The 10,306-nt window shown below is 42.6% G+C and carries 10 protein-coding genes; all 10 read right to left on the bottom strand.

Annotation, left to right across the window (positions count from 1 at the left end):
• The coding region (locus GXO74_08080; GenBank protein NOZ61627.1) for a glycosyltransferase at positions 1-228 on the bottom strand (228 nt) is incomplete at its 3' end.
• A 300-nt stretch (positions 229-528) separates the two neighbouring features.
• Positions 529-1,812, bottom strand: coding sequence for a glycosyltransferase (locus GXO74_08075; protein NOZ61626.1), 1,284 nt, complete (start codon positions 1,810-1,812; stop codon positions 529-531).
• 62 nt (positions 1,813-1,874) lie between these two features.
• Positions 1,875-2,915: an NAD-dependent epimerase/dehydratase family protein gene (locus GXO74_08070; protein NOZ61625.1), complete on the bottom strand. Its 1,041-nt coding sequence runs from the start codon at positions 2,913-2,915 to the stop codon at positions 1,875-1,877.
• Positions 2,916-2,970: 55 nt separating this feature from the next.
• Positions 2,971-3,840 (bottom strand): hypothetical protein, encoded by an 870-nt coding sequence (locus GXO74_08065; GenBank protein ID NOZ61624.1) that lies wholly within the window; start codon positions 3,838-3,840, stop codon positions 2,971-2,973.
• An 18-nt stretch (positions 3,841-3,858) separates the two neighbouring features.
• Entirely contained in the window at positions 3,859-4,884 is a 1,026-nt protein-coding gene (locus tag GXO74_08060; GenBank protein NOZ61623.1) for a Gfo/Idh/MocA family oxidoreductase, read from the bottom strand.
• Positions 4,885-4,916: 32 nt separating this feature from the next.
• Positions 4,917-5,885, bottom strand: coding sequence for a glycosyltransferase family 2 protein (locus tag GXO74_08055; GenBank protein NOZ61622.1), 969 nt, complete (start codon positions 5,883-5,885; stop codon positions 4,917-4,919).
• A gap of 8 nt (positions 5,886-5,893) precedes the next feature.
• The gene (locus GXO74_08050) at positions 5,894-6,904 is read right to left on the bottom strand and encodes a glycosyltransferase (protein NOZ61621.1); all 1,011 of its coding nucleotides are present in this window, start codon (positions 6,902-6,904) and stop codon (positions 5,894-5,896) included.
• A 17-nt stretch (positions 6,905-6,921) separates the two neighbouring features.
• Positions 6,922-7,860 (bottom strand): glycosyltransferase family 2 protein, encoded by a 939-nt coding sequence (locus tag GXO74_08045; GenBank protein NOZ61620.1) that lies wholly within the window; start codon positions 7,858-7,860, stop codon positions 6,922-6,924.
• The gene (locus GXO74_08040; GenBank protein NOZ61619.1) at positions 7,857-8,414 is read right to left on the bottom strand and encodes a metal-dependent hydrolase; all 558 of its coding nucleotides are present in this window, start codon (positions 8,412-8,414) and stop codon (positions 7,857-7,859) included. The genes GXO74_08045 and GXO74_08040 overlap by 4 nt, the downstream gene beginning before the upstream one ends.
• 4 nt (positions 8,415-8,418) lie before the next feature.
• On the bottom strand, positions 8,419-10,278 hold the full coding sequence (gene asnB, locus GXO74_08035) for an asparagine synthase (glutamine-hydrolyzing) (GenBank protein ID NOZ61618.1): 1,860 nt from the start codon (positions 10,276-10,278) through the stop codon (positions 8,419-8,421).
• Positions 10,279-10,306: the final 28 nt, after the last annotated feature.

Raw genomic sequence — 10,306 nt, 5'->3', positions numbered from 1 at the left:
CCCTGGATAAGTCCTCCCTTCAAAATGAAGGCACCTTACTTGAGGAAATTCTCTTTCAACTATTTCAGAGGGATCGTCATCAGAACTATCCACAACAATAACTTCATAATTGCACTCAGCCTTCTGCGCGAATATTCCGGACAGGCATCGTAACAAATAAGAAGTGGAATTATAATTGGGTATAACGATAGAAATGTCAATTTTTTCTTTAAAAGCGCCTTCCATCATCCACTCATTTTTCTAAAATTTATCACCTTCGATCTATAAATTTTTGCAATAGACACCGCGCTACAACACAAATTAATCCCTAAAGATAAAAAAGCCACAATAATTAGCAATTTATAGAATCACCGCACAAATTTACGGTGTGTAACTTGCGCTTCACTATCTCGATAATACCTTATTTTGCGCCTCCTTTATTCAATAAAAAAATTAAAACAAGCATCTTTAAAAAAATAAAAATTTCCGCCAGGCTCACAATAATCTTCAATTACTCTTCTTCATAATGCGCGATTATCAAAACTTTTTTCATTGTATTCCTTTTAAGATTTTTCCGGCATAATTTTCCCAGCTCAGCTCTTTGCAAATTTCCGTGACATGCTCCGGCGGAATTGGTTTCTCAATAAAATTAATCATTTGTTGCGCCATTGAGTCCACATCATTAGGGTCAGCCAAATATCCGTTATATCCATGTCTAATTGTTTCCGGAAAATGTCCCACCTTTGTCGCTAACGCCGGGACATTGAAATTATATGCAATATGCTCCGGGCCCGAAGCAGTTGCTTTCAAATAATATAAAACAATGCAGTCACTTACCTGAAAATATTTATGCACATCCTCGTTGGGAACAAAATCATTTACAACAGTGACATAATCAGAAATCCCTAATTCATCTATGAGCTCCAGGGGCCGATAGTCCTGTTCAACATCCATTTTTTTCAAAAATAGAGACCGAACGACATTGAAAGCAAACTTTTTAATTTTCGCAATACGTCCGGTTGTGTTTTGTTTATTCCAAAAAGACTGCCCGACAATCAAAAGAGAGGCATCATCCCTTTTTTGCACGACTTTGGCAAATGCCCTAATCGCATCATGTAGCCCTTTATATTTGCGGATAAAACCAAAAAATAAAAAGACATGTTTCCGCAAATTGAGCTCTTTTTTATGCTTTTCAATATCAAAATTGGGGTCAAGTTTGAATGTATCATACAAAGGATGAAACAATTTTATTATGGTCTTTGTGTCTCCTTTTGCTCTTTCCCCATTCTCATTTAACTCAAACTTATATTCAGGAAAAACTTCTTTTAATTCTTCAGCCGTTTTGTAATCATGAGTGATGTACGAATCAGCGTTTTTTAGGGCCTTTTTAGTCAAGAGCTTGTCTAATAAACTTTCTTCTTTTTGCTTCACAAAATGCAAATCAAAAATAATTTCAGTATTTGTTTTTTTCTTTAACTTATTGACAATATACCCAATCGGAATACCCTGGACTGATATTGCCCACTGGAAAACTGCAACGTCGGGATTTATCTTTTTAATCAGTTTATACGTTTTATACCATGTGAGAGGGTTGTTAAAATTAGTGACGTATTTAAGGTTTACGTTGGTCCCCTCTAACAATTCTTCCGTTTTACTTGAATGATCCACGCTATCTCTGGGAATGATCGCAGGATAAGGGTGTGACCAGGAAACCAAATAAACTTCCGTGTCAGGAAATTTGTCTAATGCTTTGGCTAACGAAGTGTTGTAAAGACCGAATCCAATGAATTTCGGACCCGACCCAAAAACAACGACTTTTTTCTTTGATTCCATTTTTCCCTCTACTGGCTGTCAATAGTGAACATTTCCAATCTTCTTTAAATTTTCATTGGAATTTAAATCTCTTTTAGCCTCGCTTCATAAACCCGGCGCATTCCTTCTTCCAGAGAAATATGAGGCTCCCAGCCAAATTTACTTTTCACATAGTCCATATTTGCGTATCTGGAATGCACGCCCACTGGTTTATCCAGCAGAGGCTTAATTGTGGGCTTATAACCGGCAAATTTTGTAAAAAGTTCAATGATTTCAAGGAAAGAAGTTAATTTCCCTGAACCAATATTAATCGCCGAACCATCATGAATATTGTCCATTGCCATCAGGATACAATCGATGGCATCATCAATATGCACAAAATCTCTCGCCTGTTTTCCTGTTCCCCACACTTCAAAAGGATTTTCTTTCCTGGCAGCGCGATCAGCGATTGCAGGAACAGGATAGGAGAGATCCTGATCTTCGCCATAGCCAGAAAAAGGCCTGACACAGGCAACTGAAATTCCATAATATTTTGCAGCGATTTGTGCAAGATATTCTCCGGTGAGTTTCGACCAGCCATAGGTCATGTCCGGTTTTCCAAGATTCGATTGAAAATCTATGTCTGTTTCTTTCAGTGCAACTGCGCCGCTTTCAGCTTGCAAGTCGATAGGATAGGCAGCACTCGAACTCGGATAAAGAACTCTATCCGGCTTATGTTGGCAAACCCAATAGAAAAATTCTGCATCAATGGCAAGGTCTAAAGCCACAGCCATGGGGTCACCATCAATTTTCGCGCGCCCACCCACGATAGCCGCAAAATGATATACATCATTAAATTTATCAATATTCATCCCATATTTATCTTTCAGATATGCCGGATTTTCTAAAAGATCCCCCACAAATTTTCTGAAATCCCCTTTCCAAAAAACAAGTCTCTCATCTTTGCCAAATATTTCCAGGTCTTTATTTTGCACAACAGTTGTATCTGCCAACCATTGTGACGGATGAGTGCCAATGGAAAGATCATCAATCATAAAAATAATTGCATCAGTTGTTTTATATAATCGCTTTACCAAATTTCTCCCGACAAAGCCGCATGCTCCTGACACGAGAAAATATTTCATTGTATTTTCCTCCATAAAATGTAAAAGTGGGCGATCAATAAGTCCCCTTTTTCAATTAAATATGTTTCCGAATCTCCGAAAATGTCTCTACCGCATGATTCGTGCTGGAAAGACCCACAACAACTGAATCCACACGCGGCAATGAAAATAAATACTCATAGGCTTCTTTCGGCTTCAAATACCCGGCTGCCAGCGTGCTCATCGCCAAAAGCTGCAACTCATATTTTTTCAATGCATCTTCGAATTCCTCGCGGGAAGGATTTACCTGATAGCCCAATTTGTTAATTGATGCCATGATCAATGGATTTTTGATGGGTGTTCTTTCAAGCAATTTCATCAAACGCGGTAAATTTTTTGTGCAAAAAGCCGGAACGGCATTGTACTTTTTCTGCACATGATCAGCAAACAGCTCCAGCACATCCGGCATGTCCCAGCCGAGCGCCAAATCAGTCAGCGCGTCGTGGAGAAAAATCGCCTTCAAATTCAGTTTGGAAAACGGCGCCACTTCAAAATCCACCAGCAATTTGATCATCGTTTTTACATCTTTGGTCAACAACCCCATTCCACCGCGCATGAACATGCCCAGCTTGCTAGCGAAACTTGTTTCTTTCAAAGAATCCCGTACAATATTGACAATTCCTTTTTCATTGGCTTGTTTGATATATTTTGCAATGTAAGGAACCAGCAAGTAAATTCCCAAATTTTCCCGCAAGCGATCCGACTTTTGAATTTCTTCAGCCACCAAAAGAGCTCTTTCGTGCGTGGACATCATCATCGCTTTGACGTCCTGATCGTAGCAAAAATTGATGATATCCATAATTTTCTGTACCTGGCCGAATTGCGCCGCCTTTTTATCGCCCACTTTTGCGTCAAGATGGTTGACGCCAAAAAACTGATTATGTCCTAATAATATACGATCAATCATAATTTTCTCCTGTCGTCATTAAACTCGCGTGGGTTGTCCGTGATTCCCTGCCGATTCGTAAATCGCATCAACAATTTTTTGCACTTCGAACGCGTTTCTCAAATCGCTCGTTACCGGTTTCCCATTTTTTACCGCATCAATAAAAGCAATCCCCTGCCGCGAATAATGGGGTCCGCCCACATCAATTTCAACGCCATGAAACAAATCGGGATTGTACCAGTTAGTCCAGCCAGAATTGAATCCATTTTTCGCGTCGTCAAGATACAATTTTGTATAATCATCGCAAATAAAAAGATTTCCGTTTTCCGCATGAATTTCGATATTCACCTGCATCAGCCGATGGTGCCGAATACTCCACGATGAATCCATCCAGCCCATAGAGCCGCTTTTGAATTCAAAATGGACGTGAGCAAAATCTTCTACCTCCTGCGAATACCAACTCTTTGTGTGGCCGGTCACCATTTCCACAGGACCCAGCAGCCATTGCAGTAAATCAATCAAATGCGTGGCTTGACTAATCACCACGCCGCCGCCTGATTGCTCCTTGCTGTAACGCCAGCCTTTTCCGGTACGAAAAAGCTGTGCCACATAAATGGTTGAGTGCACAGTGATAATTTTCCCCAGCACGCCAGTCTCTAAAACAGCTTTCGCCTTCATGTACGTGTCCAGATAACGCATCATGTAACCGACCATGGTGACAAGATTTTTACTTTTGACAGTGTCAATCAGCTCTTGCGCCTGCGCACTGTTTGGCGACAGCGGCTTTTCCAGAAAAAACGGAATACCGCGTTTGGCGCACTCCATTGCCATCGGAACGTGCAAAAATACCGGTGTGGCGATAACAACGGCGTCCGGCTGCTCTTTGTCCAACATCTTCACATGGTCATTGAAAATATTAAGGTTCGGCTTGAGACTTTTCACACCATTGAGTAAAAAATTCGAGGTGTCCGACACCGCACAAAGTTCAACATCATCAAGAGCATTCATTATGCCCGCATGCAACATTCCCATTTTTCCAATACCAATGACTGCCAATCTCATCATATTTTTTCCTCTGTTTAAATTTTCGAAAACATTCATTTCTTCTTGTTATTGGAACTTGTCCTCTGACTCATTTCTATTTTTTTGACTCGAAACAAAGTATCTTCAATCAATTGGCGGGTGCCGCCGATGAGGTCAGCGACAAGACCAATCATGATCACCTGAAAACCGATCATCATCAAGACTGCCGATAAAATCAACGATTGAATATGACCGGCGCCGTGTCCGATCAAATAAAAATAGACAAAACGCAAAGAAATCAATGTACCCGCGCCAAAAATTCCTCCGCCGATCAAAGAAAATGTTTTCAACGGCTCGTACATCGTGTAAATTCTAAATATTGTCAAAATCGACCGTTTGATATATGACGGGATGCTGCGAAAGAGACGCGAATCGCGTAATTTTTCATTCGTCCGAATCGGAACGTGGGTGAGCGCTAAATTTTTCTTGCCCGCCTGAATGATTGTTTCCAGAGTGTAGCTAAATTTTGAAATGACATTGATGCGCAACGCCGCTTCCCTGTTCAGCGCGCGAAATCCGCTAGTGGCGTCCGGAATGTCAGTATCCGAAACATGTTTTACTACCCAGCTACCCAATATTTGCAATTTCTTTTTTGCAAATGAAAAATGGGTAATACCGTTGACCTGACGATCTCCGATGACATAATCCGCTTCGCCATCAATTATGGGCTTGACCAATTTTTCGATATCTTCTCCGCGATATTGATTGTCGCCATCTGTGTTAACAATAATATCGGCGCCCAACTTGAGGCAAGCATCCAACCCGGCATTGAAAGCCTCTGCCAGACCTTTGTTGTTCGTAAATTTAACAATATGCTGAACACCGCGCTCCTGCGCCACGCGGACAGTGGCGTCCGTGCTGCCGTCGTCAATCACCAGAACTTCGATCTCATCCACGCCGTCGATTCTTTCAGGCAGATGCTTCAATGTTTCCGGGAGAGTTTCTTCCTCGTTCAAACAAGGTATTTGAATGATCAATTTCATCTTTTTCACTACTCTCTTTTGCTTTCAATAATCTCTTCGATGTTGTATTCTTTGATGTCCCGCGCATGCGTAAAAATAATCATCTCCCCCAATAGCCCGATAGAAATCAACTGAATTCCGATCACCAACAACAGAGCGCCCAAAAGCAACAGCGGTCTGCCGGCAATGGGTCCTAACGCCAAAATACGGTAAACAAAAAGATAAAATTCGATTCCGGCGCCAAGCAGCGTAAACACCGCACCGACAAATCCCAGAAAATGAATGGGTTTTTTGGAATAATTTGTCAGAAAAACCACCGTTAAAATATCCAACAGCCGCTGCAAATATTCGCGTAAATATTTTGATTTGCGAAATTTCCCCGGCAATTGCTCGATTTTTTCTTCTGCTATTTTGTACCCCTGACGCCGCGCGAGGATGGGAATGAAATTGTTCATATCCCCATAAATATCAATGTGTTCCAAGACTTCACGTCTTGTGGCTAATACGCCACTATTAATATCATGCAGATTAATTTTTGCCAGACGGCACGTGATCGCGTTAAATATTCGGGAAATGATTCGATTCAATTTTGAATCCCGCCGCGGATGACGCCAGCCCACAACCAGATCTTTTCCCTGTTCCAGTTTTTCAATTAGCCGAAGCAAATTTTTCGGATTGACGCGAACGCGAGAAGTCAGATAAACAACAATATCGCCCGTCGTCTGAGTCAACCCCACGTTAAATGCGCTCGCCTCACCAAATCGTGAACGCATGCGAATCAATTTTAACTGCTGATTTTCTCCGACAATTGATTCCACTATTTCCGGCGTCCCGTCGTCGCTGCCGTCGTCGACCAGCACAATCTCGAACGATTTTCTGATCGCTGCAAATGCGTCAAGCAGGGAGCGAATGAGTTCGCCCGCCTCGTCCGCGTTATTGTAGAGCGAAACGATTACGGAGTATTTTGGCTGGCCGAAAGACTCGACAACAGGCAAAGTCTCTTCATCCAATGATTTCATTGCCGCGTGCTGTGGTTTCATCTGCTGATCCATTTCCTTTATTTTTTTATTAAATAAAATGCTTTCTTTTTTCCTGTGTGGACAATCAACGTCGCCAACAACCCGATAAAAACAAACTGAAACATTGTCACGACGAGCAAAAAAATGAGCGTAATCAAAACATTCATGCTCGCCGGCTCAAAATTGTTATTGATCAAAACGACGCCGGTCAAAATTGTCGCCAGAAACGCCAAAAACAATGACAACGCTGCTAATCCGCCAAAAAAGCGCAGCGGGTTTTTCAAATGTTTGAGAAAAAGATTGAGCGTCGTCAAATCCATAATCACACGAAACGTGCGCGTGATGTTATATTTTGATTTTCCAAATTTTCGCGGATGATGATTGACCGCCAATTCCGTAATTTTTGCGCCCTCCAATTTCGCCAGCGCCGGAATGAAACGATGCAATTCGCCATACAGACTGATTCTTTTGATTATTTCCCGGCGGAACGCTTTCAACGAACAACCGGTGTCGTGCAACTTTACTCCGGTGACCGAACAAATCAAACGATTCGCGATGCGCGACGGAACCTTTCTCACGATCAATTTATCTTTTCGATTCTTGCGCCAGCCGCTGACCACATCAAAGCCTTCGTCCAGTTTCTCCAACAGCCTCGGAATATCCCGCGGATCGTTTTGCAAATCGCCGTCCATGGCAACCACGGTCTCGCCGCGCGCCGCCTCAAATCCGGCCGCCATCGCCGCGGACTGGCCAAAATTACCGCGAAATTTGATCGCCTTCAGATTGGGATCATTTTTCTGAATTTTTCTCAATATTTCCAACGTAGAGTCCGTGCTGCCGTCGTCCACCAAAATCAATTCGTATCTGAGGTGCAAATCTTTCATGACATCAGTGACTGCTTGGTGCAGCAATGCCACATTTTCTTCTTCGTTGTAAATCGGTACAACTATTGACAAATCAAGTTTGCGCTGATTCATTGATTTCTTCCTGCTGTAAATTTTTTGACTAATTGGGCTGCCGCGCCAATCATTGTGAAAATGAAAATTTCTGTCAATACCGTAATCCAATTATAAAGAGAAAATAAATTTCTCACAAAATCGCCGGGAGTGTCGCCTTTGTGAATATCGCGAAAAATGGAAAAACTACTGACAAAGTATGCTTTGCTGAAGGGCCAAAAAAGCTGTTCCCCAAAGGGCAAAGATGTATCCAGCGTAAAATAATCAATCAAAATATGCGACCCATAGCATGCGAAAACAATCAAAAATGATGCCCAAAAATTTTTTGTCAAAATCCCGCGAAAAAACGTCGCGAATATGATTGCAATAATAAACGCAAATGCCAAACTGTGCGTAAATTGGTGATGATACAAATTCGGCCGCCCGACAAATAGGCCAAACAAATAGTCGATGTCCGGCAGATTTGCCAAAGACACAAAAAGTATCAGTTTCTTCCAATCAATTGTTTTCTTCTCTCCGCCGCCGAAAACGTAAAAAAAATATCCGGCGATAGAATGTCCGACCGGCGTTGACATGCGATCAGTCCAGATGTTTCTGCATCCACAGCTCCAGCACCAACAGCGCCCAGATGCGATGAGAATTATTTTTCGTTCGCTTGAAATGTTCTTCCAATAAATTACTTACAAATTTGTAATTGAACAAACCACGCCGCTGAACCGCGCTTGCGGACAAAATATCCGTGACAAAAGATTTTATCTGCGCTTCGTCCCGCAGCCAATTTTTGAACGGGACGCTGTGCCCTAATTTGTCTTTGCGAAAAACAATCTCGTCCGGCAACACGCCAGTCATTGTTTTGTGGAGGATATATTTCGTCTCCGAGCCGCGCAACTTCAATTCAGACGGAATTTTCGCCGCGTACTCCACCAATTTGGGATCAAACAGGGGAAATCGGCCTTCGATCCCAAACGCCCGCAAAAGCTGCATTCGCCGCAAATAAAAACTCACCACTGTGTGATAATCGCCGTAAAGCGTCTTACTCAGAAAATCGTCGCCGTCTGCTTCCTGATAAATGCTGACAATTTCTGCTAACGGATCCGCGCCTGTCAGTTCTTCGTGCAGGTCATTTTTCAACAATTGTTTGAATTCTTTGTCCGTGTAATAAATTCGCCAGCGATTGCTGAATAATTGCGCCGGAAATTGGTAACTGTAGGCAAAGCGCTGGGCTTTGACGGCAAAGCTCTTCTTTTTTTCCGTGTCAGGAAAAAGCCTAAAAATACTGGTGATCATTTTCTGCACCGGACGCGGCAGACGGGAAAATTTCTGCGCCACTTGATCTGCCTGATAAACCGGATGGCCGGCAAAAAGTTCGTCGCCGCCATCGCCGGTGAGGACGTAGTTAGTTTTTCCCTGAGCCTCTTTGCCCAGAATGTACGACGCAACTTCGATGCCAATGTCACTGAACGGCTCGTCCATGAGACTTACAATTTCCTCAATGGAAAGCACCTCTTGCGGCGAATATTCCACCAGGTGATGTTTTGTGCCGTAGCGATCAGAGACAATTTTCGCGTAATGGGATTCGTCAAAAGATTTTCCCCGGCAGCGAAAAGAAAACGTGTGCACATCGCCCTGCACTATCGGGCTCATAAGCCCGACAATTGAGCTCGAATCCATGCCGCCGCTCAAAAATGCACCGTGGCTATCGCTCTGCTCCAGCCTAATTTTCACTGCTTCGCGCATCATTGGGAGCAATTCTGCGACGTATTCCTCCTCCTGCAAAATTTTATCCGCCTGAAACGACAAAAACCAATATCGTTTTGTCTGCCCGTTTCCGTTTGCAAATTTGAAATAATATCCCGGACGAAGTTTCTTCACCCCTCGAATAAAAGTATTCGTTCCGGGATTATAATTGAAAAGCAAGTAGCGGTACGCCGCTTCAAAATCAATTTCTGCTTTGATTTCCGGATGGCGTAGCAGCACATCCATTGACGAAGCAAATACAACAATTTCTTCATTTTCAAAATAATAAAGCGGCTCAACGCCGAGATGGTCCCGCGTCAGAAAAAATTGCTGCGTTTCGCTATTCCACAGGCAAAGAGCGTAATTGCCGTTTATCTGATCAAATAAATCAACTCCGGCTTCCTTGAATCGCTCATACAAAACTCTTCCCACAGGCATATCGCCATCGCTAATTTCCGGAAATTGCTTTTGATTATAAATATGCCCGGAAAACAAAACCGTCACCGTGTCATTGTTATTGTGCCAAAGATTTGCCGCATTGTCCATCGTCTGAACCTTATCCGGCGCAAATCCGACAACAAAATTTTTATTCCCCACAACCTTTATCGCAGAGCCGTTTTTCGCCGTTTGCTTCAAAAGTGACAGGACATCTTCTTTTGCCGCTGCTTTGTTTTTATTTTTATGCAGAATTCCCGCAATCATCTCCAGCTCCTAAAAAGAATTTCCATTT

Source organism: Calditrichota bacterium (assembly GCA_013152715.1).
Classification (GTDB): domain Bacteria; phylum Zhuqueibacterota; class Zhuqueibacteria; order Thermofontimicrobiales; family Thermofontimicrobiaceae; genus 4484-87.
The sequence above is the reverse complement of the archived record's forward strand: the minus strand, read 5'-3'. Positions and strand labels throughout refer to the sequence as shown.